Annotated in this window: 29 protein-coding genes; 13 read left to right on the plus strand and 16 right to left on the minus strand. The window is 72.8% G+C overall.

What is annotated here, in order from left to right; genetic code table 11:
• Nucleotides 1-26 precede the first annotated feature (26 nt).
• The gene (locus D7M15_RS15835) at nucleotides 27-1,523 is read right to left on the minus strand and encodes an alpha/beta hydrolase (protein ID WP_121518109.1); all 1,497 of its coding nucleotides are present in this window, start codon (nucleotides 1,521-1,523) and stop codon (nucleotides 27-29) included.
• A 227-nt stretch (nucleotides 1,524-1,750) separates the two neighbouring features.
• On the opposite strand from D7M15_RS15835, the gene D7M15_RS15840 reads away from it, so the two are divergent.
• Nucleotides 1,751-2,491, plus strand: a complete 741-nt coding sequence (locus tag D7M15_RS15840; RefSeq protein WP_121518110.1) for a MerR family transcriptional regulator — start codon at nucleotides 1,751-1,753, stop codon at nucleotides 2,489-2,491.
• A 9-nt stretch (nucleotides 2,492-2,500) separates the two neighbouring features.
• Here the strand turns inward: D7M15_RS15840 and D7M15_RS15845 are convergent, their stop codons facing one another.
• The gene (locus tag D7M15_RS15845; protein WP_121518111.1) at nucleotides 2,501-2,866 is read right to left on the minus strand and encodes a helix-turn-helix domain-containing protein; all 366 of its coding nucleotides are present in this window, start codon (nucleotides 2,864-2,866) and stop codon (nucleotides 2,501-2,503) included.
• Nucleotides 2,867-2,962: 96 nt separating this feature from the next.
• On the opposite strand from D7M15_RS15845, the gene D7M15_RS15850 reads away from it, so the two are divergent.
• The 6 genes from D7M15_RS15850 to D7M15_RS15875 all read left to right on the plus strand — a co-directional run bounded on the left by D7M15_RS15850 (nucleotide 2,963) and on the right by D7M15_RS15875 (nucleotide 7,920).
• Entirely contained in the window at nucleotides 2,963-3,898 is a 936-nt protein-coding gene (locus D7M15_RS15850; protein ID WP_121518112.1) for an enoyl-CoA hydratase/isomerase family protein, read from the plus strand.
• 127 nt (nucleotides 3,899-4,025) lie between these two features.
• Nucleotides 4,026-4,520 (plus strand): nuclear transport factor 2 family protein, encoded by a 495-nt coding sequence (locus D7M15_RS15855; protein ID WP_121518113.1) that lies wholly within the window; start codon nucleotides 4,026-4,028, stop codon nucleotides 4,518-4,520.
• A gap of 124 nt (nucleotides 4,521-4,644) precedes the next feature.
• Nucleotides 4,645-5,343 (plus strand): TetR/AcrR family transcriptional regulator, encoded by a 699-nt coding sequence (locus tag D7M15_RS15860; RefSeq protein WP_121520852.1) that lies wholly within the window; start codon nucleotides 4,645-4,647, stop codon nucleotides 5,341-5,343.
• Between the two features lie 89 nt (nucleotides 5,344-5,432).
• A complete protein-coding gene (locus D7M15_RS15865) occupies nucleotides 5,433-6,614 on the plus strand; it encodes a UDP-N-acetylglucosamine--N-acetylmuramyl-(pentapeptide) pyrophosphoryl-undecaprenol N-acetylglucosamine transferase (RefSeq protein WP_121520854.1) in 1,182 nt (393 codons plus the stop codon).
• A gap of 203 nt (nucleotides 6,615-6,817) precedes the next feature.
• Nucleotides 6,818-7,462: a DinB family protein gene (locus D7M15_RS15870; protein WP_121518114.1), complete on the plus strand. Its 645-nt coding sequence runs from the start codon at nucleotides 6,818-6,820 to the stop codon at nucleotides 7,460-7,462.
• The gene (locus D7M15_RS15875) at nucleotides 7,459-7,920 is read left to right on the plus strand and encodes a VOC family protein (protein ID WP_121518115.1); all 462 of its coding nucleotides are present in this window, start codon (nucleotides 7,459-7,461) and stop codon (nucleotides 7,918-7,920) included. Before D7M15_RS15870 ends, D7M15_RS15875 begins: the two co-directional genes overlap by 4 nt.
• 118 nt (nucleotides 7,921-8,038) lie before the next feature.
• Here D7M15_RS15875 and D7M15_RS15880 read toward each other — a convergent pair whose 3' ends face one another.
• Both D7M15_RS15880 and D7M15_RS15885 read right to left on the minus strand, forming a co-directional pair.
• Nucleotides 8,039-8,374: a hypothetical protein gene (locus D7M15_RS15880; RefSeq protein WP_240649329.1), complete on the minus strand. Its 336-nt coding sequence runs from the start codon at nucleotides 8,372-8,374 to the stop codon at nucleotides 8,039-8,041.
• A gap of 112 nt (nucleotides 8,375-8,486) precedes the next feature.
• Complete coding sequence (locus D7M15_RS15885; protein ID WP_121518116.1) at nucleotides 8,487-9,083, minus strand: DUF1772 domain-containing protein; 597 nt, start codon at nucleotides 9,081-9,083, stop codon at nucleotides 8,487-8,489.
• Nucleotides 9,084-9,164: 81 nt separating this feature from the next.
• Here D7M15_RS15885 and D7M15_RS15890 point away from each other — a divergent pair, with 81 nt between their 5' ends.
• Nucleotides 9,165-10,208 carry an AraC family transcriptional regulator gene (locus tag D7M15_RS15890; protein WP_121518117.1) on the plus strand — a complete coding sequence of 348 codons (1,044 nt, stop codon included), beginning with the start codon at nucleotides 9,165-9,167 and terminating at the stop codon, nucleotides 10,206-10,208.
• Here the strand turns inward: D7M15_RS15890 and D7M15_RS15895 are convergent.
• The 3 genes from D7M15_RS15895 to D7M15_RS15905 all read right to left on the minus strand — a co-directional run bounded on the left by D7M15_RS15895 (nucleotide 10,198) and on the right by D7M15_RS15905 (nucleotide 13,551).
• A complete protein-coding gene (locus tag D7M15_RS15895) occupies nucleotides 10,198-12,243 on the minus strand; it encodes an ABC transporter permease (protein WP_121518118.1) in 2,046 nt (681 codons plus the stop codon). The two genes, D7M15_RS15890 and D7M15_RS15895, sit on opposite strands and share 11 nt — an antisense overlap.
• On the minus strand, nucleotides 12,240-13,082 hold the full coding sequence (gene modA, locus D7M15_RS15900) for a molybdate ABC transporter substrate-binding protein (RefSeq protein WP_121518119.1): 843 nt from the start codon (nucleotides 13,080-13,082) through the stop codon (nucleotides 12,240-12,242). Before modA ends, D7M15_RS15895 begins: the two co-directional genes overlap by 4 nt.
• A 73-nt stretch (nucleotides 13,083-13,155) precedes the next feature.
• Nucleotides 13,156-13,551, minus strand: coding sequence for a helix-turn-helix transcriptional regulator (locus tag D7M15_RS15905; RefSeq protein ID WP_121518120.1), 396 nt, complete (start codon nucleotides 13,549-13,551; stop codon nucleotides 13,156-13,158).
• Between the two features lie 259 nt (nucleotides 13,552-13,810).
• On the opposite strand from D7M15_RS15905, the gene D7M15_RS15910 reads away from it, so the two are divergent.
• Nucleotides 13,811-14,230 carry a TOBE domain-containing protein gene (locus D7M15_RS15910; RefSeq protein WP_121518121.1) on the plus strand — a complete coding sequence of 140 codons (420 nt, stop codon included), beginning with the start codon at nucleotides 13,811-13,813 and terminating at the stop codon, nucleotides 14,228-14,230.
• 153 nt (nucleotides 14,231-14,383) lie between these two features.
• The gene (locus D7M15_RS15915) at nucleotides 14,384-14,755 is read left to right on the plus strand and encodes a hypothetical protein (protein ID WP_121518122.1); all 372 of its coding nucleotides are present in this window, start codon (nucleotides 14,384-14,386) and stop codon (nucleotides 14,753-14,755) included.
• Nucleotides 14,756-14,796: 41 nt separating this feature from the next.
• On the opposite strand, the gene D7M15_RS15920 is transcribed toward D7M15_RS15915, so the two are convergent.
• Nucleotides 14,797-15,459: a YdcF family protein gene (locus tag D7M15_RS15920; protein WP_121518123.1), complete on the minus strand. Its 663-nt coding sequence runs from the start codon at nucleotides 15,457-15,459 to the stop codon at nucleotides 14,797-14,799.
• A gap of 220 nt (nucleotides 15,460-15,679) precedes the next feature.
• Between D7M15_RS15920 and D7M15_RS15925 the strand changes: the two genes are divergently transcribed.
• Entirely contained in the window at nucleotides 15,680-16,084 is a 405-nt protein-coding gene (locus tag D7M15_RS15925; protein WP_121518124.1) for an MYXO-CTERM sorting domain-containing protein, read from the plus strand.
• A 108-nt stretch (nucleotides 16,085-16,192) separates the two neighbouring features.
• Here D7M15_RS15925 and D7M15_RS15930 read toward each other — a convergent pair whose 3' ends face one another.
• The 8 genes from D7M15_RS15930 to D7M15_RS15965 form a co-directional block, all read right to left on the minus strand.
• The gene (locus tag D7M15_RS15930; protein WP_121518125.1) at nucleotides 16,193-16,948 is read right to left on the minus strand and encodes a response regulator transcription factor; all 756 of its coding nucleotides are present in this window, start codon (nucleotides 16,946-16,948) and stop codon (nucleotides 16,193-16,195) included.
• A gap of 224 nt (nucleotides 16,949-17,172) precedes the next feature.
• Nucleotides 17,173-18,978, minus strand: a complete 1,806-nt coding sequence (locus D7M15_RS15935) for a histidine kinase (RefSeq protein WP_121518126.1) — start codon at nucleotides 18,976-18,978, stop codon at nucleotides 17,173-17,175.
• A gap of 413 nt (nucleotides 18,979-19,391) precedes the next feature.
• Nucleotides 19,392-20,252: an abortive infection family protein gene (locus D7M15_RS15940; RefSeq protein WP_121518127.1), complete on the minus strand. Its 861-nt coding sequence runs from the start codon at nucleotides 20,250-20,252 to the stop codon at nucleotides 19,392-19,394.
• A gap of 86 nt (nucleotides 20,253-20,338) precedes the next feature.
• On the minus strand, nucleotides 20,339-21,142 hold the full coding sequence (locus tag D7M15_RS15945) for an aminoglycoside phosphotransferase (RefSeq protein WP_240649668.1): 804 nt from the start codon (nucleotides 21,140-21,142) through the stop codon (nucleotides 20,339-20,341).
• 120 nt (nucleotides 21,143-21,262) lie between these two features.
• Nucleotides 21,263-21,475: a hypothetical protein gene (locus D7M15_RS15950; RefSeq protein WP_121518129.1), complete on the minus strand. Its 213-nt coding sequence runs from the start codon at nucleotides 21,473-21,475 to the stop codon at nucleotides 21,263-21,265.
• A complete protein-coding gene (locus D7M15_RS15955) occupies nucleotides 21,472-22,575 on the minus strand; it encodes a radical SAM protein (RefSeq protein WP_121520858.1) in 1,104 nt (367 codons plus the stop codon). Before D7M15_RS15955 ends, D7M15_RS15950 begins: the two co-directional genes overlap by 4 nt.
• A gap of 53 nt (nucleotides 22,576-22,628) precedes the next feature.
• Nucleotides 22,629-23,081, minus strand: coding sequence for an ATP-binding protein (locus tag D7M15_RS15960; RefSeq protein ID WP_121520860.1), 453 nt, complete (start codon nucleotides 23,079-23,081; stop codon nucleotides 22,629-22,631).
• Nucleotides 23,082-23,089: 8 nt separating this feature from the next.
• Nucleotides 23,090-23,518, minus strand: a complete 429-nt coding sequence (locus D7M15_RS15965) for a hypothetical protein (protein ID WP_165906266.1) — start codon at nucleotides 23,516-23,518, stop codon at nucleotides 23,090-23,092.
• A 154-nt stretch (nucleotides 23,519-23,672) separates the two neighbouring features.
• On the opposite strand from D7M15_RS15965, the gene D7M15_RS15970 reads away from it, so the two are divergent.
• Together D7M15_RS15970 and D7M15_RS15975 are read left to right on the plus strand one after the other, a co-directional pair.
• Nucleotides 23,673-24,797, plus strand: a complete 1,125-nt coding sequence (locus D7M15_RS15970) for a helix-turn-helix domain-containing protein (RefSeq protein ID WP_121518131.1) — start codon at nucleotides 23,673-23,675, stop codon at nucleotides 24,795-24,797.
• Complete coding sequence (locus D7M15_RS15975; RefSeq protein ID WP_121518132.1) at nucleotides 24,794-25,462, plus strand: YdcF family protein; 669 nt, start codon at nucleotides 24,794-24,796, stop codon at nucleotides 25,460-25,462. Before D7M15_RS15970 ends, D7M15_RS15975 begins: the two co-directional genes overlap by 4 nt.
• Nucleotides 25,463-25,549 lie beyond the last annotated feature (87 nt).

The following is a 25,549-nucleotide window of genomic DNA, read 5'->3' on the forward strand; positions in this document are numbered from 1 at the left end:
GCCGTACGGGTCGCGGCTGACGTACGTCAGTCCGCGCGGCAGAGCGTGTCGCGCTTCGGCATCGTGCCGTCGACCAGGTAGCGCGAAGTGGTGTTCAAGGCGCAGGAGTTGTCGCCCAGGACGTACGCGCCGTGGCCCGTGTCGTCCACGCTGAGCAGGCGGGAGCGGTGCGCGAACTTCTGCCGCATCAGCTTGCCGCCGTCGTGCGGGGTCGACACGTCGCGCTGGTTCTGGACGACGAGGATGTTGCGCGGGCCGTCGTCGTCGACGGCCACGGGCGGTTCGGCCGGGGCGTACGGCCAGTAGGCGCACGGTGTGATGTTGGCGGCGGCGGCGCCGAACAGCGGGTGGCGTGCGCGGTCCTCGGCGACGGCCTTGCGGTACGTGTCCACGTCGCGGGGCCACTTGACGTCGTTGCAGGTGACCGCCGCGAACACCGCCAGCGGGTTGTCGACCTCGGGCCCCGCCGCCCCCGCGGCCCCGTCCGCCGCTGCCCCCTCCGGCTCCCCCGCGCGCAGGTCCTGCAACTGCTGCGCCAGTTTGGGGTACTGCGTCTCCTGGAACAGCTGCCCGAAGACGTACTGCCGCAGCAACCCGCCGTCGAATCCGCCCACCGGCTCCTCGTCGAGCCGCGCGGCCAGCGCCACGTACGTCCGGCGCACCTCCCCGGCCGTACGCCCCAGCCCGTAACTGCCGTGCCGGGCCGCCGCCCACGCGGCGAAGTCGGGGAACGCCTCCTCGACGCCCTGGGCGTAGCGGCGCAGGCCGTCGCGGGTGAGGTGGGTGTCGCCGAGGTTGCTGTCGAGGACGACGCGGTCGGAGCGTTCGGGGAACATCGAGGCGTACGCGGCGCCCAGCGCGGTGCCGTACGAGTAGCCGAGGTAGCTGGTCCGCTCCTCGCCCAGGGCGGCCCGTATCCGGTCCAGGTCGCGGGCGGTGTTCGCGGTGGTGAGGTGGGGCAGCAGGCCCTTCTCGTCGTGGCGGGCGCACTGCTCGGCGGCCTGTTTCGCGACCTTCGCGCGCGCGGTGACGGCCGCGTCGTCGACGGCGTACGGCGGGATGTTGGCGGTGTACGGGCCGTCCAGCGTGAACCCGCAGCCGACCTTGCCCGAGTGGCCGACGCCGCGCGTGTCCATGCCGATCAGGTCGTAGCTGTCGAGGACGTCGGCGGGGATGCCGCGGGAGGCCAGCAGCGCGGGCTGGGCGAGTCCCGAGCCGCCGGGGCCGCCCGGGTTGAGCATGAGCGTGCCGCGCCGCTTGCCGGGGTCGGTGCTGGCCAGGCGGGAGACGGTGAGGTCGATCCGTTCGCCGTCGGGGTCGGCGTAGTCGACCGGTACGGGCACGGTGGCGCACCGCAGCACGGTGGGGGCCGCCTCCGCGACCACCTCCTTCGGGCAGGCGCCCCAGTCCACGCGCGCGTCGTCCGTACCGTCCGCGGCGGCGTGCACGGCGTACGTGGAGCCGCCGAGGCCGAGTACGGCCGCCACGGCCAGACTTCGGGCGAGGGTGCCTTGTCGTCTCATGTTCCGGTCTCCGAACGGGTCTCGCGGTTGCCGTCGCGGACCATGGCATTCCGTGCCCTCGGGGCATGGTCAACCCGAACGCCCCGCCCGTGCGCGGAACGGTGTTGACCGTGCCCCGAGGGCACGGTCTTGAATGGGCCTCCAGGGGGAGAGCCGGGCGGGTGCCCGGCGGGACGTAGGGCACGTACGGCACGTACGGCACGTACGGGAAGGACGGGGGCGCCGGGGTGGCCTGGAGCACGAGCCAGCTTGCCGAACTCGCCGGTACGACGCTGAAGACCGTCCGCCACTACCACCGCGTCGGCCTGCTGGCCGAGCCGGAACGCGCGCCCAACGGCTACAAGCGCTACGGCGTCGAGCACCTCGCCCGGCTGCTGCGCATCCGCAGGCTCGTCGACCTCGGCGTGCCGCTCGCGGACATCCCCGCGGTCGAGGCCGCCGACGGGGACGCGGAACAGATCCTGCGCGCCCTCGACGCGGAACTGGCCGCGAGCATCGAACGCCAGCAGCGCGTACGGCGCGAACTCGCCGCCGTACTCGACCGCCGCGCTCCCCTCGACCTGCCCGCGGACCTCGCGTCGTCCGCCGAACCGCTGCCGGGGCCCCAACGGGACCTGCTGCTCGTCTACTCCAGCTTCCTCACCCCGGCGGCGATGTCCGTGGTCCGGGAGGGGGCGGCGGGTCCGCGTGGCGGGGTGGCCGCCGAGTTCGAGGAGCTGCCGGAGGACGCGCCGGAGGACGTACGGGAACGGGTCGCGCGGCACCTCGCGCCCGAGGTGCGCGAACAGCAGCGCAACCACCCGTTCCTGCGGGACCTGGAGGCGTCGTCGCGCCGGGGGAAGGCGCTCACGGAATCGGTCGTCGCGCGGGCGCTGGTGGGCTACTACAACGCGGCCCAACTCGACGTCCTGCGCCGCGTCCACGACCTGCTGGCGTCGGACACGGACCCGGACGCCGCACCGGAGTAGCGGCGGGGCTCAGTGCGGCGGGTGCGCGCGGCGGGTGTCGTACGTGGTGCGGGCCGTCTCGACCGTGGCGAGGTGGTCGGAGATCCAGGTCAGCATCGTCTGCAACGGCGCCTGGAGGCCGCGGGCGAGCGGGGTGACGCGGTACTCGACGGCGACCGGTTCCGTGGACAGGACGACGCGTTCGACCATGCCGTTGCGCTCCAGCCGCCGTAGGCACGCGGTCAGCGACTTGGGCGTCACGGCGGGGAGGAGCTGCCGCAACTCGTTGAAGCGCCGGGGCTGTTCGCAGAGCGCGTCGAGCACCAGCAGCGACCACTTGTCGAAGAGCTGGTCGAGCAGGCGGCGCCCGTCGTCGTCGAGTGGCAGCCTCGGCATGCCGGTCTCCTTCGCGGTACCTGGTTTCGTTGAAGTGTCTTTCCACTACTAGGTATACAGGGGATACCTCTACGGCGACCAGTGAAGGCGGCACCCATGACCGACCAGACCGCGACCGACCAGGCCTCGACCGACCGGACCGCGACCGACCGGACCGCGAACGTCCCGGCCGCGAACGGCGTGACCGGCCCGTACGCGACGCTCCGCGTCTCCGTCGCCGACGGCGTGGCCCGGGTCGTGATCGACAACCCGCCGCTGAACCTGTACGACGCGGGGGTGCTCGTCGACCTCGACCGGTTCGTGGACGCCGTGGGCGGGGACGACGACGTACGGGTGATCGTCTTCGACAGCGCCGACCCGGACTTCTTCCTCGCGCACGGCGACATGACGACCGTCGACGACCCCGACGCGTTCGCCCGGCTCCCCGTCGCGACGGGCGGGAACGGGGAGATGAACCCGATGATGCGGCTGCACGAGCGCGTACGGGCGCTGCCGCAGGTCACCGTCGGCGTGCTGCGCGGCCTGGCGCGCGGGGGCGGGGCGGAGCTGCTGTCCGCGTTGGACATGCGGTTCGCGGCGCTGGAGCACGCGGGTCTGTCGCAGGTGGAGTGCGGGATGGGCATCATCCCGGGGGCGGGCGGCACCGCGTACCTGCCGCGACTCGTCGGCCGGGCCCGCGCGTTGGAGATCGTCCTCGGCTGGCAGCTCGTCGACGCGGCCACCGCGGAACGCGTCGGCTGGGTGAACCGGGCCGTGCCGGGGGCCGAACTCGACCACGTGGTCGACGCGTTGGCGGCCCGCGTCGCCGCGCTGCCGCCCGGTGTCGCGCGGACCGCCGTCGCGGCGGTGGACGCCGCGGCGGACGACCTCGCGCACGGGCTGCGGGAGGCGAACGCGGGCTTCGGCGCCCTCTTCGCCGAGCCCGCCGCCGCCGAACTCACCCGGGCCGCCCTCGCCGCCGGGGCGCACACCCGGGAGGGGGAGCGCCGCCTCGAAGCGGTCGTCGCGGGGCTGCGGAGGGACGGGGTGTAGGGACCGGGACCTCTGGGCCGGGGCTCCCGCGGCGGGGTGCGATTGCTTTTTACGACAACCCGTCGTAACGTTTTTTGCGACAGGTTGTCGTATAAGAACGCACTCCCGACCCCGGAAGGGGCCCCGCATGAGCGTGACCAGCACCCGTACCGACCGTGACCGCACCGACAGCGCCGAGATCGTCGAACTGCTCGGCCGGTACGCCGACATGGCGGACCTCAAGGACTTCGACACCCCCGAGCGCGTCTACGCCGACGAGGTCGCGCTCGACTTCGAGTCGGTCGTCGGGGTGCCGCCCATGACGGTGCCCCTCGACCAGTACGTCGAGGTGCTGCGCGGCGCCTTCGCGCCCTTCGCCGCGACGCACCACGTCATCAGCGGGCACGTCGTCGCGCTGGACGGCGACCGCGCCACGGTCCACGCGCACGTACGCGCCGAGCACTGGCTCCCCGCCGAGTCCGCCGCGGGCGGGCCCGACTGCTGGCTGGTCGTAGGCTTCTACGACAACGAGGCCGTCCGCACCCCCGACGGCTGGCGCCTCAGCCGCGTGAAGCTCACCGCGACGCACCAGGAGAACCCCCAACTGGCGGGCGGCGGCGGCCCCGTGGGGCAGGCCGGCTGACGTCGGACGCGCGGGGACGCGGGGCTCGTACGCGGTCGTAGGGCTCGTACGAGGGGGCGCGGAGCCCGTACGGGCCGTGGAGCGGCGAGGCCGGAACGCGACGGAGAAGGGGAGCGGGGACGCCATGCCGAAGATCCGGGGCGCCAGCATCGAGGAGCACCACGAGCGGGTGTGGGCCGATTTGGCCGAGGCGCTACGGCAGTTGCTGCGCGAACGCGACTACGGCTCCCTCACCATGGGCCACATCGCGGCCCGCGCGGGGCTCGCGCGCAACACCCTCTACAACTACGGGCGCGACAAGGACGTACTGGTCAGGGCGCTCGCCCAGCGCGCCGCCCGCCCCCTCGTCGCGCGCGTGGCGGCGCTCGCGGCGCAACCCTCCGTACCGGCGGCGGAACGGCTGCGGGAGATCGTCGCGGCCGTCCTGGAGGCGTCGACCGAGCCCGGCATGCAGCTGATGTTCCAGCTGGGCCCCGGGCTGCCGGTGGCGGACTGCTTCGAGGAGCGGTCGGCGGGGGAGCCGCGCGGGGACGCCCCGGAGAACCCGTTCCACGCGGTCGCCGTGGAGGTGCGGCAGGTCGTACGGGACGGCGTCGCGCGCGGCGAGTTCCGCGACGTGGGCGGCGTGAGCGCAGCGGACGAGGCCGGTACGGCGGGTGCGGGCGGTATGGACGGTACGAGCGGCGTGGACCTGCTGGTGGAGCTGCTGTCCGGCGTGCTGCGTTCCGGCGGTGAACGGCTCGGCCGCGACCCGTCCCTGCTGGCCGCCACGACCCGTACGGCGCAGGACATCGTCCTCGCGTCGCTGGCTCGCCACCCGTAGCGGCCGCTGCCGGGCACCCGCCGCCCCATCTCGCCCTCCCTCGGCTGGAATTCGTGCCTCGGTGGCTGGGACGCACTAGGGTGCGCGGCGTGAATCAACCTGCTTCCCGTTCGTCGAGCACCTTCCGCCTGATCGTCTCGGGAGGAGGTACGGGCGGGCACACGTATCCGGCGCTGACCGCGATCCGGGCGTTGCAGGCCCGCCTGACCGCCCAGGGCCGGGCCCTGGACGTGCTCTGGATCGGTACTCCCACCGGCCTGGAGGCGCGTGTCGCCCCCGCCGAGGGCATCCCCTTCACGACGGTCGCCACGGGCAAGATCCGCCGCGCCGCGAACCCGCTGAAGATGGTGTCCCCCGCGAACGTCAAGGACATGGCGCGCGTCCCGCTCGGTGTGGCACAGGCGCGCAAGACCATCAGCGATTTCCGGCCGGACGTCGTCCTCGCCACCGGCGGGTACGTCGCCGTCCCCGCCGGGCTCGCCGCGCGGCTCTGCAAGCGCCCGCTGGTGCTGCACGAGCAGACCGTACGGCTGGGGCTGGCCAACCGTAAGCTCGCCGGTTCCGCCGCCCGGATCGCCGTCTCGTCCGAGTCGACGCTGCCGCTGCTGCCGGAGGCCGTACGGTCCGTGGCCGTCGTCACCGGCAACCCGGTGCGGCCCGAGGTGCTGACCGGGCACGCGGACAAGGCGTTCACCGCGCTCGACCTGTCCGGTTTCGACCGCCGCCTCCCGACGGTCTACGTCACCGGCGGCGCGCAGGGCGCCCAGCAGATCAACGGTGTCGTACGCGACTCGCTGCCCTGGCTGCTGGAGCACGCCAACGTGGTGCACCAGTGCGGCCCCGCGAACGTCGACGAGCTGCGCGCCAGCGCCGCCGCCCTCCCCCCGGCGCTGGCCGGGCGCTACCACATCACCGGCTTCGTCGGCCCGGAGCTGCCCGACATCCTGGCGCTCGCGGACGTCGTCGTGTCCCGCAGCGGCGCGGGGACCCTGGCGGAGCTGACGGCGCTCGGCAAGCCCGCCGTGTTCGTACCGCTGGCGTCCGCCGCCGGGAACGAACAGGCCCACAACGCACGGCACTTGGAGCAGACCGGCGCGGCCGTCGCCCTGGAGGGCGAGGCCACCCCGGACCGGCTGCGGGCCGCCCTCGGGCCGCTGCTGACCGACCCGGCGCGGCGCGCGGGCATGGCCGAGGCGGCGCGCGCGCACGGCCGCCCGGACGCGGCGGAACGCCTCGTGGACGTACTGCTGGCCGCCGCCTCCCCGGCCTGACCGGGACCACGCGACTACGCGACTACGCGACCACGCGACCACGCGCGCCGACCGGGCCGCCCGTACCCTTCGGGGCGCGGGCGGCCCGGTCCGTACGGCGGGGGCCCGCTCGGGGGTCCGCTCGGCGGCGCCACCGGGGGGAAGTACGGGGACACTCGCGCTCGCGGACCGTTCCTGACCGCAAGGGGTGCCAGCGTGACCCCATGAACGAGAACGCGGACACGCACGAGAACACGGACACGCGCACGGCGGGCGCCCCCGCGCCCGGCTGGAACCACTCCCTGCGCGAGCAGTGGGAGTTCCACTGGAACCACCAGCTCCGGGCGCGGCTCGACGGGCTCACCGACGCCGAGTACCTCTGGACGCCCGCCCGCGACGACCGCACCTGGAGCGTACGGCCGCGCGGCACCTCCACCGCGCCCGTGCAGGCGGGCGCGGGGGCCTTCACCATCGACTACGGCTTCCCCGAGCCCGACCCGGCGCCGTTCGCCACCATCGCGTGGCGGCTCGGCCACGTCGTCGTCGGCGTGCTCGCGATGCGGAACGCGTCGCACTTCGGCGCGCCGCCCGCCTCGTACGAGGACTGGGAGTACGCGGGCGACGCGGCCACCGCCCTGGCCCAGCTCGACGAGCAGCTCGACGTCTGGCTGACGGGCGTACGCGGCCTCGGCGAGGACGGGCTGCTGCGGAAGGTGGGCGACGCCGAGCCGTACCCCGAACTCACCATGGCCGACCTCGTGCTGCACATCCACCGCGAGCTGATCCACCACCTGTCGGAGGTCTGCCTGCTGCGCGACCTGCACCTGCACACGGTCGGCGCGGCCGGTACGGCTGGGGGCGCGGCATGAGTCGACAGGTGCAGATCACGTTCGACGCGTACGCCCCCCGCGCGCTCTCCACGTTCTGGCGCGACGCCCTCGGGTACGTCATCCCCGGCCCGCCCGGCGTCACCCTCGCCGACGGCGCCGACCCCCTCGCAGCCTGGGACGACTTCCTCACGCGGCTCGGCGTACCGGCGGAGCAGCACACCGCCCGGTCCGCCGCCGAGGACCCGGAGGGGAACGGCCCCCGGCTGTACTTCCAGCGGGTGCCGGAGGAGCGGGCGGGAAAGAACCGCCTCCACCTCGACGTCCGCGCCGCCCCCGGCCTGGACGGCGCGGAGCGCATGGCGGCGCTGGAGGCGGAGTGCGCGCGGCTCGTCGCGCTGGGCGCGACGCGCGTACGCCGGGACGAGCCGGAACCGCCGTTCGGCGCGGGGCACATCGTCATGGCGGACCCGGAGGGGAACGTGTTCTGCCTCGACTGACGCGGGGGCGTGACGCGCGCGCGGCACGACGTACGGGCGCGGGCGTGCGTACGCCGTACGGGCGCGGGCCCGGTCACGGCCCGCCCGAGGGCCGCCCCCCGCACGCCCCGCCCGCGGGTCACGCCGGGCCGGGCTGCTCCGTGGCGGCCAGCACCAGCCGGTTGGCGTCGGTGAGGCGGATACCGCCGGGGACCGCCTCCCGCAGCGCCTTGACGGACGCGACGTGGCCCGACTCGGGCGTGATCCCCGCGTCGGCCAGGACGCCGCGCACCCAGCGCGACTGCACCTCCTCGTCCGTCAACCGCTCCTGCGCGGCGATCAGTTCGGCGGCGCGCTCCAGGCCGGGCCGTTCCTCCGGGCTCGCGGTGGCCAGCGCTTCCCGGACGGCGTCGCCCACGGTTCCGGCCTCACGCAGGACGACGAACGGCATGGGCCGCTTGACCGCTTCGAACACGGGACTTCTCGTTTCCTCGACGGTGTGGCGTCCGATCATGCGGACAACCCGCCCGTGCGGCAAGGGTTCTGAGCCCCGTCGTACGGCAGCCCCGCCGTACGGCGCCACGGCGTCACCACGTCGGTACGTCGTCCGCCCGGTCGCCGGGGCGGTGCAGCACGAGCGTCCAGGCGAGGCAGCCGAAGGCGAGGGTGGCGGCCACCGCCCGCACGGTGTTCCAGGCGAGCCAGCGCGCCTCGTCGAGCAGTGCGCGTACGGCCGCCGGATCACCGTCACCGCCGGGGCCGCCAGCCGTACGGAGCCGCTCGTTCAACGGCTCGTGCACGCCGAACGTCACCGCCCACACCACCAGGCAGCACACCAGCGCCGCCCCGAGCCAGGCCACCGACTCCCGCCGCCCGGAACGGAGTTGGAGCACCAGGGCCCAGGCCGTGAGCAGCAGGGAGCCGGTGAAACCGGCGCCGAGGAAGAGGGGGTTGGTGATCGAGGCGTCCAACGCGCGGTAGGCGGCGACGAACGTACGGTCGTCGACCCCGGCGAGGGCGGGCATGATCGCGTTCGACCAGTCCGCGAAGACGCCCGCCGTCAGCCCGGCCGTCAGGGTCGCGGCCAGCGGCACCCCGGTCCGCAGGGCGCCGCCGTGAGGGGAGGGGGCCGTCGCGGTACGTGTCGTGGCGGTACGTGTCGCAGTCGTACGTATCCAGGTCATGTGTCCAGGGAAGTCCGGTCCGGCGAGATCATCCATTGCCCGAAGGCGCACTTCCCTGTGAATCCGTCTACGGTGTCCCCCGTGGACGCCCTGACCGCCCTGCTGAACGCCCCGCGCGCGCACGGCGCGTTCCTGCTCCGCGTGACCATGACGGCGCCCTGGGCCGTACGCGTCGAGGACGAGGCGCCGCTGTCCGTCGTCGCCGTCACGGCGGGCACCGCGTGCTACGCGCCGGACGGCGCCCCGCCCGTCCGCCTCGCCGCCGGTGACCTGCTGCTCGTCGCCCGCCCCGACCCGTACCTCTTCGCGGACGGCGGCGCCGACCCCGCGACCCGTACGCCCCAGGCCGTGATCCACCCCGGCGGCCGCTGCGCGACGCCCGGCGGCGGGCACCTGGAACTGCCGGCCCACCAGGGCGTACGGACCTGGGGGAACGCCGCCGAGGGCCGTGACGTGCTGCTCGTCGGCACCTACCCGCGTGTCAGCGAGGTCGGCGCGCGGCTGCTCAGGGCGCTGCCGCCCGCGCTGGTGGTGCGGGCGGCGGAGCACCGTACGCGGCTGATCGACGTCCTCGCGGACGAGATCCGCGGCGAGGGCATCGGGCAGGCCAGCCTGCTGGACCGGCTGCTGGACGGCCTTACCGTCAGCGCGATCCGCCACTGGGCAGCCTCCCCGGCCTCACCCGCCGCACCCGCCTCACCGGGGCCGCCGGGCTGGCTGCGGGCGGCCGGTACGGACCCGGTGGTCGGCGCCGCGCTGGACCTCGTGCACGAGGAACCCGCGCAGCCGTGGACCGTCGCGTCGCTGGCGCGGCGGGTGGGGATGTCGCGCGCCGGGTTCGCGCGCCGGTTCACGGCGGCGGTCGGTGAGCCCCCGATGACGTATCTGACGTCGTGGCGGCTCGCGGTCGCCGCCGACCGGCTGCGCGAGGACGACGCGCCGGTGTTCCGGGTGGCGGCGGAGGTGGGCTACGCGAGCCCGTTCACGTTCAGCACCGCGTTCAAGCGGCACCACGGCGTGAGCCCGCTCGCGTACCGGCGGCAGGGCGCCGCCGCTCGGGACGGGGCGGCGGACGCGCCCGGCGGGGCGCCGGACGTGGCCGAGGAGGGCCCCGTCACGTCGTGACGAGCGTGACCTCCGTCGCCTTCACGCTCGTCCAGACGAACGTACCCTCCACCAGGCCCAGTTCGGCCGCCGCCTGCGGCGTGACCTCCGCGACCAGGTCCGGTGCCGACTCCGACGCGACCAGCACCCGCAGGCGGCTGCCGACGCCGGTGACCTCCCGTACGGTGCCGGGCCAGACGTTCCGCGGGCTGCCCGACGGGCGCTCCAGGTGCAGGGACACCGCCTCCGGGCCGATGATCGCCAGCGCGCGCGCACCCGCCTCCACCGGGTCGGCGGCCACGAGCCGCCCACCGTCCGCCAGTTGGAGACCGCCGTCCGAAGTGCCCGTACCGGCAAGGGCGTTGCGCCCCAGCAGCCGGGCCACCCACGGCGAGCGCGGATGGCGGGTCACCTCGGCGGGCGCCGCGTACTGGAGCGCGCGCCCGTCCTCCAGCACCAGCACCCGGTCCGCCAACGACACCGCCTCCACCGGGTCGTGGGTGACGATCAGGCACACCCCGCCGAACTCCGCGAGATGGGCGCGCAACGTGTGCCGTACGTGCGCCCGCGTCGTCTGGTCCAGCGCCGCCAACGGCTCGTCCAGCAGCAGCAGCCGGGGGCTGGGCGCCAACGCCCGTGCCAGCGCGACCCGTTGGGCCTGCCCGCCGGACAACTGCGCGGGCCTGCGGTGCGCGAGGTGCCCGACGCCGAGCCGGTCGAGCCAGCGTCGCGCCGTACGACGGGCCTCGGCGCGGGGCACGCCGCCCGCGCGCAGCCCGTACGCGGTGTTGGACAGCGCGCTCAGATGCGGGAACAGCGCCCCGTCCTGCGGGACCCAGGCGACGCCGCGCCGGTGCGGGGGCAGCGCGGTCACGTCCGCGTCACCGAGGCGTACGTCGGCGCGGGCCCGTACGGTCAGCCCGAGGAGGGCCCGCAACAGGGTCGTCTTGCCCGCGCCGTTGGGGCCGACGACGGCGACGGTGGTGCCCGGGTCGGCGTCCAGGGTGAGGTGCGTGAAACCGGTGACGTCCGCGCGCAGCGGCCAACGCGGGGGAGAGGAGGGGGACTTGGCCGGTACGTCGGACGCGTCGCGCGACGCCCCCGCCGCCGGGCCCGCGTCCGAGTGACCCTCCCCGTCGTCCCCGTCCGCCCGCTCCTCCCCGTCCCCCTCGCGGAGGGTGTCCGGCCGCGCCCCCGTACGGCCCGGCACGCCGCTCCCCGCCCAGCGCCCGCGCAGCGCGACCAGCACCCCCATCGCGATGGCGAGCAGCAGCAGGGACACGGACGTCGCCGCCTCGGGCCGGTCCTGGAGCAGCAGGTAGACCTGGAGCGGCAGGGTCTGCGTCGTCCCCGGCAGGTTCCCCGCGAAGGTGATCGTCGCGCCGAACTCGCCCAGCGCCCGCGCCCACGTCAACGCCGCCCCCGCCGCCAGCCCCGGCGCGACCATCGGGAGGGTGACGGTGAGGAAGACCCGTACCGGCGAGGCGCCCAGCGACGCCGCCGTCTCCTCGTACGCGGGCCGCATCCCCGCCAGCGTCCCCTCCAGGCTGATCACCAGGAACGGCATCGCCACGAACGTCGCCGCCACCACCGCGCCCGCCGTACTGAACGGCAGCACCACCCCGAAGCCGTCCTCCAGCCACGACCCCAGCAGCCCGCGCCGCCCGAAGCCCAGCAGCAGCGCCACGCCCCCGACCGTCGGCGGCAGCACCATGGGCAGCAGGACCAGCGACCGTACGAGCACCTTGCCGGGGAAGTCGACGCGCGCCAGCAGCCACGCCAGCGGCACCCCGAGCACCAGCGACAGGCCGAGCGCCCAGAACGACACGTACAGCGACAGCCGCAGCGCCTCCGTCACCTCCGGGCTCGTCAGATGGCCGGGCAGCTCACCCCAGGCCGTACGGCTGAGGATGCCGACGAGCGGCAGGAGCAGGAACGCGACGGCCAGCAGCGCGGGTACGGCGAGGGCGACGGGGGCGCGCGGGGTGGGCGTACGGTGCGTGGGCGTACGCCGTGCGGGCGTACGCGCGGGGCGGGGGCGGCGCCGAGGGGTCACGGCTGCTGGAAACCGGCGTCCCGCAGGATCTTCTGCGCCGCCGCCGAACTGAGCCACTCCACGAACTCCCCCGCCTCGTCCCCGTGCTTCGAGCCCTTGAGGGCGGCGGCGGGGTAGGACGCGAGGGCGTTCTGATCGTCGGGGATGTCGACACCCTCGGCCTTGCCCTTGGCGGCCGTGACGTCCGTCTTGTAGACGAGCCCGGCGTCGGCCTCGCCGAGCTGGACCTTGGACAGGACGGCCCGCACGTTGGGCTCCTGGGAGACCGGCTTGACGGCGACCTTCCGCGCGTCGAGGACCTCCTTGCTGTAACGGCCGACGGGCACCTCGGACGCGGCGAGCACGACCTTCAGCCCCGACGCGTCCAGGTCGTCCAGCGCCTCGACCTTCTTGGGGTTGCCCTTGCCGACGGCGATGACCAGGCGGTTCTTCGCGATGACGGTCGGCTCGCCCGTCTCCCCCGACAGGTCGTCCATGGTCTTGGTGTCCGCGGTGACCAGCGCGTCCGCGGGCGCGCCCTGCCGCACCTTGGCGGCCAGCTCCTGCGAACCCTCGAACGAGAAGCGGAGCGTCGTCCCCGGGTGCTCCTTCTCGTACGCGTCGCCCGCCGTCTCGAACACGTCCGTGAGGGAGGCGGCGGCCAGCACCGTCAACTCGGTCTTCCCGCCGCCCTTCGCGCCGCTGCCGGAGTCGTCCTCGTCGTCGTCGCTGCCGCCGCAGGCGGCGAGCGGCGCGAGCAGGGCGACGGCGGCGAGGGCGGTCGCGACGCGTCGGGTTCGGGTGCCGGTGCCGGTGCCGGTGCCGGTGCTGGTACGGGGGAGGCGGGGTGTGCGGGACATGGGCGGGGACTCCTCGGGCCGGGCGAACGGGGCTGCGGATCGCGGCAGTTGACGACGCGTCAGGTGTGGGGCGTCACGTGCGGTCGATGTGGACGCTGGTGGCCTTGACGCGGGCGGTGGCCTCCATGCCGACCTCCAGGCCGAGTTCGTCGACGGCTTCACGGCTCAGCAGGGAGACCAGCCGGTGCGGGCCCGCCTGGATCTCGACCTGCGCCGCGACGTCGCCGAGCTTCACGGCGGTGACGATGCCGGGGAAGGCGTTGCGCGCCGAGGTGTACGACGCGTCCTCGTCACCGCCGCCGCCCTGCCCGACCTCCACGGAGAACGCGGCCAGGTCGCGGCCGTCGATGAGCCGCCGCCCGCTCTGGTCGCGGTGGGTCGCGACGCGACCGGCGTCGGCCCAGCGGCGCGCGGTGTCGGGGCTGACGCCGAGAAGGCGGGCGGCCTGGCCGATCGTGTAGGACTGCATATGCGAAACGGTAACCGCCTCGCTCTCGCATATGCAATCGATTGTCGGATGAGCCATGGCAGATGCCATGCGGGTCGGAGAAAGTCACAACCGGTTGCGGAAGCCGCCCGGCCGACGCGCTCCCCGGCGCGCGTACGGGCGCGGGCGCGCCGGGTGGGTACAGTGCGCGGGGCGCGGCGGACGTACCAGGCGAAACCGGTCACCCCGTACGGCGGCCCGCGCCCGCCCCCGTACCCGCGCCCGTACCTGTGAGGCCGCCATGAGCCTGAGCATCCGGAACCAGTTCCCCGGCACCGTCGCCGCCGTCACCCCCGGCGCGGCCATGGCGGTCGTCGCGGTCCACCTCGACGGCGGCGGGCGGCTCACGGCCGCCATCACCCGTGAAGCGGTGGGGGAGTTGGGCCTCACCGAAGGGGCCGCCGTACGCGCCCTGGTGAAGTCCACCGAAGTCGCGCTCGCCACCGGTCCCGTCGACGGACTGTCGATCCGGAACCGGCTGCCGGGCACCGTCACCGCCGTCGCCACCGGCGGGGCGATGGGCTCCGTCAAGGTCGACACGGGGAGCGGCGCGCTCACCGCCGCGATCACCGTGGACGCGATCACCGAACTCGGCCTGGCGTCGGGCACCCCCGTGGTCGCGCTCATCAAGTCGACGGAGGTCTCCCTCGCCACGCCCTGACGGCCGGGACCGCCGTCCACGCTCAGCCGCCGTTCACCCTCCGGCACCGGCCCCGGACCATCGCGATGCGGACCCCGTACGAGAACCGGCCTCGCGGATGCCGTTCGCGAGCGGACCGCCCGACGTGTCGAGCCTCCGCTGTACGCTGCACCAATGACGAATCAGCCCGCGTGCACGGGCCGTTGCGACGGCTCCGGTTCCGTCCTGTCGCTGTGGTCGAAGGACTCGGTCCTCTCCATCGGCTCGGTCGGCTCGGTCCTGTCGGTGGGGTCGGTCGGCTCGGCCCTCTCGGTCGGCTCGGTGGCCAGCGTCCTCTCGGCGGGCTCGATCGGGTCGGCCCTGTCGCTGTGCTCCGGCGCCTCCTGGCTGAGCACGGGGTCGCTGCTCTCCGCGCAGTCCAGGTGGTCGGTTCTGTCGTGGCGTTCGCACCGCGGCCTCTTGGCGGCGGGCACGCTGGGCGCCGTGACGGGAACGGTCCTCCTGGCGGCACACCTCCACGGGGGCGGCGGCTCGCGTACGCGCTGACCCGACCGGTCCCGCCCGTACGGGTACCCGCGGGTCCGCGCCTACCGCGTGACCTCCTGCGGGATCAGCCGACCGGTGAACCCCTCCGCGACGAGCCGCTCGTACGCGGCGAGCACCTCGGCGGGCACCTCCTGGGCGATCATGAACCCGAACTCCGGATAGAGCAGCAGCCGTTGGAGCGCGCCCACCAGCATGTCGAGCACCAGCCGCGCGTCCCCCACGGAGTCCACGTAGTCGGTGAGCGACATCGGCGAGGAGGCGCTGACGATCCGTACGCCGGGCCAGAACATCCGGGCCGTCGCGTACGCCCGCCGCTCCTCGTACGGCTTGCTCACCAGCAGCACCGACTCCACCGCCACACCCCGCTCGTCGAGCAGGGAGCGGCTGAAGCGGATGTTCTCCGCCGTGTTGCGGGCGTACGGCTCGACGAGCAACGCGCCGTCGGGCACGCCCAGTTCGAGCGCGCGCTCCCGGTAGTGCTCCGCCTCACCGCGCGGCATGCGGGCACGGGTCGTGGCGCTGTTGGCGCCGCTGAAGACGAGCAGCGGCGCCAGCCCGCGCTCGTACAGCGCGACGGCGGCGTCCGCGACCCCCAGGTCATGACTGCCGAGCCCGACCGCCACCGAACACGGCTCCGGCTCGTGACGCATCCGGTGATACGCCCACACCACCCGTGCGTCCCCCCAAGCCTGCGCGGAAATCACTACGCCCACCCCACCCTTCCGTCCTGCTCGTGCGCCGTGGGTACACCCGGCCACGATCCAGGTGATCATCTGCGGGGCATTCTCCCGTTGGCCGTTCGGACACCGCCACTGGCCGGTCGGTCAGACTTCGAGCACCCCTCCCCGTACGGGCGTTCCGGGGCGCACCGCCGGGTAATCGCTGGCCACGATCGGACCGAGCGTCACCACGGAGGTAGCGAAGATGGCAACACCCCACGGGCACTCCCAGCAGCGACCCGCCCCGGCCGGTACGGCGCCCAGTCCCCGTAACGGGTTCGGCGTCGCGGCACTGGTCCTCGGACTGCTCGCCCTGATCACGTTCTGGACCATCTTCGGCGGGATCGCGCTGGGAGTCCTGGCCCTGGCGTTCGGCGTCCTGGGCCACCGCCGCAAGCGCCGGGGCGAGGCCACCAACGGCACGATGGCGCTCGTGGGTGCGGTGACGGGACTGCTGGCGCTCCTGGCCTCCTCGGTCATGCTCATCGCCGGGCTCACGTTCTTCAACAGCGAGGAGTTCAAGGACTACCAGGACTGCGCCGACCACGCCGACACCCAGTCCGAACGCGAGAAGTGCGCCGAGGACTTCGGCGAGGACGTCACCGAGTGACCGCGGTGCGCGGGAAGCCGTAGCGCGGGCGCCGCGCGCCGGTGTCGGTATCGCGGCCGGGGAGGGGGAGGGCAACGAGCGGCACGGCCCGCCGCCGCCCACGGAGCCCTATGCCGCCCCGTCCGCCCCGGCCGCGCCGTCCCCCGCCCCGCCGTCCGTCCGGCCGCCCGCGGCACCGGACGGCGGCCCGTCGCCCGCGAGAAGGCCCGCCTCGTGGGCGACGATGGCGGCGCGCACCCGGTTCTCGCAGTCCAGCTTGGTCAGGATCTGACGGACGTCGGCCTTGACCGTCCCTTCGCTGACGTGCAGCCGACCCGCTATCTCGGCGTTGGCCAGTCCGGCACCCACGTGCACCAGCACCTCCCGCTCCCGCGCGCTGAGCCGGGCGACCAGAGCACGCGCCGCCGCACGCGGCACCTCCTGCTCCGCGTAACGGTCGAACAGTTGCCGGGTCATCTGCGGTGACACCACCGCGTGGCCGCGTGCCGCCGAGCGGACGGCCGCGATCAGGTCGGCCGCGGGGATGTCCTTCACCAGGAAGCCCGCCACGCCCTCCGCCAAGGCGCGGGACAGGTGCCGTTCCTCGGTGAACGTCGTCAGCACCAGGCAGGCCGTCCGCGGGGACACGGCAGCCAGCCTCGCGGCCGCCGCGATCCCGTCGGCGTGCGGCATGCGGATGTCGAGGAGCGCCACGTCCACCCGGTGGCTCAGGGCCAGTTCGACGGCCTCCGCGCCGTCCGTCGCCTCCGCGACGACCTCCAGGTCGTCGGCCTGGGCGAGGATGAGCCGGATGCCCGTCCTGACGAGCGCCTCGTCGTCGGCGATCAGGACGCGTACGCGGTCGTGCGCTTCGGGAGACCTCACGGCGGCATCATTCCACCGCCCGGCCCGTACCCCGGACCGGTCGCCGTACCGCCCGCCCGCCGTACGCACCGTCCCGGCCGCCTGCCGTCCCCCGACCGGACCCGGGCCGACCCGCGTGCCCTCCGGTGTGGCCGGTCGGCCACACCGCCCCGTACCCGGGGCGGATGCGTACGCCACCGCGTGGCCCGTCACGGGCGGACGATGGGTCTCGGACGGGGCCGGGGTCACCGCTTCTCGGCCGCCGTCCGGTAGCTGCGCTTCTCCACGAGACGGTCGTCCCGGAAGCAGAAGCGGTACGAGAGCGCGCCGTCGTCGTCGCGGCCCATCCGGTAGAGGCAGTCGGCACCCTCCGGCCGGGGCGGCTCGTCGGCGCGCAGCTCCCGCCGTACGTCCGCGCCGGGCTCGCGGCCCAACACGGCCTCCACCTCCGCCCGTTCCATGCCCGTGCGCACCCGCTCGTAGCGGTGGTTGTTGGCACCGGTCTCGCGGATCTGCTCGCGCATCCAGAAACCGGCCGCCGCCAGGCCCACGATCACCACCAGGAGGAGGGCACCGCAGCCGAGGAGCCCGCGCCCACGACCCGTCCGCCGGGCTGCGGCCGGTGGCGCCGTACCGCCGCGGTCGTCGACGAGGCCGCCGTCCTCCGTGCCCCCGTCCTCCGGGCCGGGGTCGTCGGGGGAGTCCGTACGGTCCCCGCCGACCGTCGGGGCCGCCGCGGCGTCCAGCGGGATGCGGGCGGTCACCGCGAAGCCGCCACCGGACCGGGGACCGGAGGCGAGGGTGCCACCGAGCAGCCGGACGCGCTCCTGGAGCCCCACCAACCCGCTGCCCGTCCCCTGACGCACCTCGTCCGGCGGTGCCGTACCGCTGCCCTCGGCACCGCCGTTGCGGACCTCCAGCCGTACGGCCGCCCGGTCGATGCGCACCTCCACCTCCACACCGGAGGTGTCCGGCGCGTGCTTGTGGATGTTCGTCAGCGACTCGCGCACCAACCGGTGCACGGCACGGCGCACCACGGGGGAGGGAGCGGGGGAGCCGTCCTCGGCCCAGTCCAGCCGTACGGCGAGACCCGCCCGCCCGGAGGCGTCGACCAGGGCCCGTACGTCCTCCTCCGTGCCGGTCGCGTCGCTCCCCGCGGCCCCGGCGACGACCCCCGCGGCGTCCGTACCACCGACGGCCCCGGCCGCACCGCCTTCGGCCTGTACGGCCCGTACGGCCTGGTCGTCGCGCAACACCCCGAGCAGGTCGCGGAGTTCGCCCATCGCCGTCCGCGCGGTCGACGCGATCAGCGCGGCCTCGCCGCTGAGCCGCGGCGACTCGCGGGAGGTGCTGACCTCCATCGCCCCCGAGTACAGCGAGATGAGCGTCAGCCGGTGGCCCAGCAGGTCGTGCATCTCCTGGGCGATACGGGCGCGTTCGCGGAGCCGGGCGCGGCTCTCGGCCAGCCGGCTCGCCCGCTCCAGGTGGTGGTTGCGCTCCCGCAACGTCCGCAGCAGCCGCTGCCGTTGCCCCACCAGCACCCCACCCACCGCCGGTGCCACCAGGAACAGCAGCGTCACCGCGGCGACCCACACGAACGTCGACGGTACGAGCTGACGCGACTCCCACACGCTCCGTACGGCCGTCAGCACGAACGCCACCGCGGTGGCCGACGGGACCACGAACGAGGGTGAACGGCGCCACGGGGACGGCCCGTCGGCCGTGATCCGGCGTGCCGCGCCGTACACCATCACCGGCGTGGCGAACGGCAGCACGGACCAGGCGCCCAGCACCGCGCATCCGTACAGCGTGACCACCGGCAGCAGCCGGCGCAGCGGCAGCACGGCCGCGACCAGCAGCGCGCCCCCCACCGCCCCGGCCACGGAACGGAGGTCCCCCGCGGGCCCGTCAGCCGTCCACTCCAGCACCGCGACCGCGATGACCAGCGCCCCTTCGCCTGCCCAGACGCGGGCCGACGCACCTGCCGCGCGTCGGCGCCACTGCCCGAGCAGGTGGGACACGGACCGACGGGCCCGTAGGTACGGGGGCATGGGGGCGTCCTCCGGGGGATGGCGGAGCAGGGCGGGCGGCGCCCGGACGGGACACCGTGACGTACACGTGGGCACCGGAACCCGTTCCCCCGCCCGCGACGACGACACCGCCGCCCCCGCCACTACCCCACAGCGGGGGCCCACCACGCAGCAGGGCCGGTCCCTCTCACGAGGAACCGGCCCTGAACTACTGCTTCTCTGTCGGGGTGGCGGGGTTTGAACCCGCGACCTCTTCGTTCCGAATGAGGGTCGGTCAAGATCGAAGGCCTTCTCCGCAGTCCTGCCGACGAGGGCGTGCCCGGCCTGCGGGCTTCCTGCACACGGAGGGCATCGGCTCCTAGCCTGCAAGTTGCATGACGGAAGCAAGTTCGCGGGGTCCGGCAAGCGAGGCTGCACCTATACGGGCGGGGCGGCTAGATCCTGGCCCTGTGCCACGGTGCGGTGGGGTCCGACAGGGTGTCGAGGATCAGCTCGCACCAGGTGACGGCAGCGTTGACCGTGAGTCGGGCGTGGCGTACTCCAAGCCCGGACGGTGCGCTCACCTGGCCGTGACCGCTGCCGAAACCCTGGTTGCGCAGTTCGGCGACTCCGACGGCGATGTTCACCGAGCCCGAAAGGATCTTCTTCACGGCCTTGCTGCCGTCTGGTCCGTCAGGCGCCGAGCCGGCGTCAAGCCTCAACACTTTCTGGACAGTGCTGATCAGAGCGGGAAGGGCGGCGTTCTTGTCGACCTCGATACCGAGTTCGTTGAGAGCCGTCTTTGCGGTCGCCTCGATGAGCTGCTTGGCTGCGCCAATGGCACCGTGGGGATCTGTGGTGAGGTCTCTACGGATACGCTCCAACTCGATCGTGATGCCTGAGGCGTCGCCCAGGCCACTCAAATCACGGACCAGCACCGGCGGGTTGGACCAAGAGATTCTGCCCTCCTGATCGAGAGCGAAGCCGTCCCGTGCCAGGCGCACCTTGATGTCGTCCAACCACTTGGGTGTGCCCTGATCGCCGGGGTCGCGGTACGCGCGAACGAAGTCCTCGAAAACCAGGAGCGCACGCCGCACCTGGTTAGAGTCTGACCAGTCGACACCTTCCGCGTAGAGCATGAACTCGGTTCGACGCTGGCCCGAGTCCTGATACTTCAGCTCGTCAGGGGGGATGGGAGCGAACCCGTGGTCCTCCCACAGCTCGGCCACGATGCGGATGGTCAGGTCTGTGGCCAGAGAACGAAAGGCGTTACGGGTCGCCGGGCTCACCAGATCCCGCCGCGCGGTGACGGTCATAGTCTGAAGATAAGAGCAGGCGCTGGCCCTCGTTTCGGTCTTTTCGCAGTGGGACGTTTATCGCTGACGAACGTCGCCCCCTGGGCCTATGCCTCTCTGAGGAGTGCGAGCCTGAACGCAGCGGCCCGCTTGGCCATCCTCTGCTTCCAGGGCGTTGGGTCCTCCTCGGCGATCTCCTGCCACAGCGCGGCAGATGCGGAACCGAATGCCGTCAGCGCCTCCGGATCGGTGTTCCGCCACGACGGGAAGCGGCCTGCGAACACGATCGCGTCCTCCGCCGGGTGGCCGGCGTCCATGAGCCTCAGTGCCAAGGTGCCTGGATCGATCCACGCCGCACCGCGCGTTGGCCACGCCCAGTCGATGAGGCGGGCACGCCCGTCGGCGATCAGGACGTTGTGCGGTGCGAAATCGGTGTGCAGCAAGGTGTTGCCGTTGAAGTGCTGGAGCTTTCCGGACGGAGCGTAGTCCGCCCAGCGGTCCACCGCGTCCTTGATCTCGATGTCGGCCGGAGCGGTGATCCGTTGCAGTTCGGTGAGCGCGGCTTCTACGAGCACCAAGTCGGCGGAGCCGGGGCTGTAGTCGGCGTGGCGACCGCTGAGGGCCTCGCATCCGAGAAGGCTCCATCCACCGACTTCCAGGTGCCAGTACAGGCGGGGACAGGACGTGGGCAGGTGGGGGGCGATCTCCGCCTCACGGCGCTGTGCTGCGACCTGCGCATGATCACTCGCGATGCCCTTCACGAAAACGCTACCGCTCTCGGTCTCCAGGACAGAGGCGACACCGGAGTTCATGCCGCCGGTCATGGTCACCGCCTGATGCACGGCGCCGGTCTTGTCGGTGACAGCCTGGCGGACGTCGGCGGGGAGCTGATCGAAGGGAATGCGAGACATGGACACGCGCGGTTCCTCATGGGGCTCGGAGACAGGGGAGTGCCGCCCCAGTCAGGGTATGACCGGGGCGGCACTCATGGGGTGCGTACGCGAGCGGTGCGCCGCCCGCCTGCGGTGTATCTAGTACGGCTGGTCGTCGCCGGCAGAGCAGCTGCACTCGGCGCCTTCGGCGGCCTCGTCCAGGTCGGCGATGATCTGGACCTCGTCGTCGCGGATGGCCGTGGCCAGCAGTGGCACGGGCAGCGAGCCGGATGCTCCGTCGGTGGGGCGCCGGCCGATGGTGAGCAGCAGCGGTTCGCGCGGCGGGGTGAGGGTTGTGGTGGGAGGGGTCATGATCCGTAACCTCCGTGTTGGCAGTAGAGCTCTCGTCGGTCCCCCGCATCCTGGTAGAGCTTGGCCAGCGGCCGGCAGGTACGGCAGGTGCCGACCTTCGTGCAGCCGGAGCATCCACCGGTGCGGAGCTGTAGGGACTCGGCGATGGCGCCGAGCCGGGGAAGAGCGGCGACACCCTCGGTCACGAGGTTCACGCTAGGGTCGCGGCCGACCTTGCAGACGGACGCGATGCCGTGCGGGTTGACGTGGAAGAACGTCCGGCCCGCGTTGCATCCGGTGAAGATGCTCCGGGCCTTGATGTGATCCTCGGCCTGCGTCGCCAGCGGGTTAGCCTCGCCGTCGATCGTCGGCGACATGTTGGTGAACACCTGGTGGGGGAAGCCGTAGCGCTCGCACAGGGCGACCATGGCGTCGAGTTCGTGTGCGTTGTCTTCGGACACGATCACGTTGAGCCGGACCGGTAGCTGGTCCTGGTGGGCGGCGTCGAGGCCCTGGATGAACCGGCCGAACGCACCGCGGTTGCGGGTGACCTTGTCGTACGTGCCCGCGCTCGCGCCGTAGACGCTGAGCGTGAGCCGGTACGGGCGGCGGCGGGCGAACAGGTCATGGATCGGCCTCTTCCGGAGGGACGACCCGTTCGAGGAGACCTGGACCATCATCCCGAGTTGGTGGGCGTACTCGTAGGCCGCGCCGAACTCGCGGTCGATCAGCGCCTCGCCGCCCGTGATCTGCAGCCAGAGCACCCCGGCGTCCCGCATCGTCTCCAAGAGCTGCTGCTTGCCCGTCCAGTCCAAGCCCTCGAAGCGCTTCTCGCCGAGGTAGCAGAACTCGCAGTCGTAGTCGCAGCCGAGGTTGATCTCCCAGGACGCCTTCGCGTATCCGTACGGAGACCGCTCGCGGACGAGGAGGACATCGCCGACCGGCCCGTACGGCAGCTCAGTGCCCCACGCCTGCCGCGCGGCATCAACAAGCCAGGCTGGCGCGGGGCCTCCGACGCGGCTCGCGGCGCGCAGTTCCTCATAGCGGGTCCCAGGAATGCGCACACCGACCGCTCGGCCTGGCTGAAGAAGAAGGTGCTGGGCGAGGAACGGGCTGGCGATGAGACGCGTGCTTGACGCGGCAGACGCCACCCGATCCGGTGTGCCGGTTACGGTCATCGGACCTCCAGAGGGCAGTCGTCGCGGTTTGGGACGGGAGGGCTGATCGACTGTGCGGCGTCGCCCACGGTCTTGAAGCGGGACCAGATGATCTTCCCGAGCGGGGTGCGGTCCCTCACTCCCCACTCGTCGGACAGCGCGGCCACCAACGTCAGGCCCCTCCCGGAGACGTCTGTGGCGGCCGGCTCGCGTACGACGGGCTGCTGGCGACGACTGTCGTGCACTTCCAGGCGTACGCAGTTGTCGTCGATGTCGAGCCGGACGAGGAAGCCGTGCCCGGGGGCGGTGCCGTGGAGAACGGCGTTCGTGGCGAGTTCGGAGACGCACAGGCGGATGTCCTCGGTGCGGCTCGTCAGACCCCAGCCGTCCAGCGCTCTGGTGGCGAACTCCCGTGCTTTGCGTACGGACTGGCGGCGGGCCTCGAAGAACTGCTGAAGCGACTCGGGCATGGGGTGCCTCATGACTCCGTGCTCAGGAGGAGGAGTGGCGCGGGGAAGCGGCGGTGGGCGGTCCGCTGGCGAGGAACGTGGCCAGGCCCGATGCGGGGGCGGCGGGCCAGCAGCAGGCGGGCGCCGGCGGCCCCGATAAGGCGGGTGCGTTCGGCGGCGAGGTGCTTCGGCCCCAGGTGAGACAGGGCGGGGGCGATGACGCCGTAGACGTCAGGAAGGGTTAGCGCGTCCAGCAGGCCGGTGAACGCGGGGGAGCTCGGTTCGGTCGTCGCGAGCCTGTCCTTGAAGACGCCGGAGAGCTGCAGCTCATGGATCCGGCAGTACTCCGTCAGTGCCGCCTGTAACGCCGTTTGACGGGCTGCGGAGACTCCGGCCAGCCGCAGGAAGCCGTAGACGACGGGCCCGTTGACAGGGCGGTGCTCGGTAAGGAGTTCCATGCTGGTGACCGTCCAAGGGACTCGGCGAGAAGAGACCCTTTGAGCGTCGCCGTACCTCAATGCGCAGGGAATCACCGGCTGTTCCACTTGCGCTCTACTTCCGCCCCACCGGCCGCACGCTTCTGCTTCCATGGCTGGTGGAAGGGAGCGACGCGTGGCGACCGTGCACCACTGGACCGGCCTGGAAGCCAGAGCCCTACGGCTCGCCCTCCGCCTGAGCGTGCGTGCTTTCGCCGAGCGCCTCGGTCTCGCCGTCGCGACCATCTCGAAGTGGGAAAAGCTCCGGTCCGCGACCGAAACCCGCCCCGACACGCAGGCCATTCTCGACACCGCGCTCGGTCGCGCCGATGCCTCCGTGCACCTGCGCTTCGAAACGCTCCTGTCGGAGATGGCCGGCCCCGGGCGGGTGGCAGCCGGACGCCGGGTGACGGCTGCCGGGCCCAGAGCCTGGGAGTACGAGTCGTGGACCGACGACCTGGACCGTGCCGTCGTCGCCTTGTCCCGGCAGAACTTCACCTTCGCCGACAGCCTGCTGGGCCGATGGCTCAACCGTTTCACGGCCGCCGAACTCGACGACAAGGGCCTGTACCTCTACGCCCGATCCACCGCGTTACTCGGAGACCTCAAGCGCGATCAGGGCGCGGTGCTCGGACCACTGTCCGCACGCCACTCCTACGCGGGCGCGCGCTCGATCTTCACCCAGCTCGACATTCCCCGCCGTGTCGCCCAGCTCGATCTGTCCCTCGCGGTTGTCGCGGAGATGTCCGGTGACCTGGAGACGTCGGCCCGTACGTACGAGACGCTCGCCGTCGACGACCGGCTCTCTCGCCGTGACCGGGCCAGGGCCCGCTTGTGGGTGGGCACCGCACTCAGCAAGGACGGCAACCACGACTACGCGACCCGCGTGATGCAGGCCGCGACCCGTGAATTCGAGGACCTCACCGAACCCGACGACTGGTCGGTGGCCCATCAGAAGCTCGCCCTGGCCCGCCGGGGCGTCGGAGACCTCACTCAAGCCCTGCACTTCATCGACATCGCCCGAAGCAGCGGGAGCAGCGACTCACCGATGCAACGCGTGCGACTGGATACCGCTCACGGCCACATCCTGCTGTCCGACGCGGCGACCCGCGATGATGGGCTACGCGCTCTCGGCCAGGCCACTCGGACGGCCGCGCAGTACGGCCTCGTGCACCAACTGAGCAGTATCGAGAGCGTCAAGGCCAGCAGTGAAGGGCCGCCCGGGGCCCCGCCGACGGTGATCAGGGAGACGAACGCATGAGTGACAGCCAGCAGGTCATCACCGAAGACCAGTGGCACCAGGCCAAGGCGATCTGGGACTACCACCAGATGCACCACCAGGCCCACCCCGTGGACGTGGCGATCGGCCTGGGCAGCCACGACCTGGGGGTGGCCACGCGCGCCGCCGAGCTATACCACGCGGGTCTCTTCCCCACGCTGGTCTTCACCGGCGGCAACAGCCCGACCACCGCGAAGGTCTTCCCACGCGGCGAAGCGGTCCACTTCCGCGAGCACGCCATCGACCTCGACGTTCCCGCCTCCGCGATTCTGCTGGAGCCGCTGGCCGCGAACACCGGCCAGAACATCACCCTCGCCCGCGAGGTCCTTAGCGACGCCGGCATCACCCCGAAGAAGGTGCTGCTGGTCTCCAAGCCCTACATGGAACGGCGGTCGTACGCCACTGCTCGCAAGCTATGGCCCGAGGCCGAGATGGTGTGCGCCTCGGAAACCCTGGAATTCGACGACTACCTCAAGTCCATCGGCGACGAGAAGCTCGTGGTGGACATGCTCGTCGGCGACCTCCAGCGGGTGATCGAGTATCCGAAGCTCGGGTTCGCCATCGAGCAGGAGGTCTCGGAGGACGTGCATGCTGCGTACGCATCCCTCATCCACGCCGGCTTCACCAGCCGCCTCATCGCATCCTGAACTCTCCTCCCCGGGCAGCCTGTGCGCCATCCACCAGCCCAACTTCATGCCCGGCTAACCAAGCTGTTCGCGGCGACCACCCGGATC

The sequence above is a fragment of the Streptomyces sp. Z26 genome (assembly GCF_003665095.1).
GTDB lineage: Bacteria > Actinomycetota > Actinomycetes > Streptomycetales > Streptomycetaceae > Streptomyces > Streptomyces phytohabitans.